This window comes from Vibrio sp. YT-19(2023) (genome assembly GCF_033337395.1).
Genome location: NZ_JAWOQN010000787.1, coordinates 1 through 594 on the forward strand (window position 1 = coordinate 1; position 594 = coordinate 594).

Annotated in this window: 1 protein-coding gene; it reads right to left on the reverse strand. The window is 47.3% G+C overall.

Annotated features, from left to right (window positions below):
• The coding region (locus R7E78_RS28465) for an ATP-binding cassette domain-containing protein (RefSeq protein WP_318058926.1) at positions 1-594 on the reverse strand (594 nt) is incomplete at both ends.

Here is a 594-nt window from a genome sequence, read left to right on the forward strand (position 1 = left end):
TTTACACCATGCACATCGCCAAGCCCCGCCGCTTGATCCGCGTATTGTGAAGACAATAGCCATTTCGTTGTGCCTAATCCTTTTTGAGAAGAGAGTGGGTGCATCGCTTCAATTTGCGCACGGTGTTCGTCATTGGCATCGAGAATAAAGTAGTCTTCACTGATGCTGTCCATTGAGGTTTGCAGCACCGGGCGACCGTGTTTAAGAATCAACACATCGGTTAACAGATGTTCGATCTCGGAAACCTCATGGCTAGTGATGATCAGAACGCGTTCACCATCGTGAAACCATTCCAGTAAATGACGGTAGAAGGTGTCGCGGTAAACCAAATCCAAACCAAGAGTTGGTTCATCCAAAATCAGGATTTGTGTATTGGTTGCGATCACAATGGCAAGGTGCAATTGCACTTTCATCCCTTTAGAAAGGGCTCTGATTTTCGCACGTGGTTTGATGTAGGTTTGACGAAGCAGCGCATCCGCTTTGCTGCGATTGAAACCCGGGTGAACCCCTTCGGTATAACTCAGAAGCTGCGGGACCGTCATCCAACCTGGCAAAACATTCACATCTGAGATGTACGAAAAAATCTGCATGATC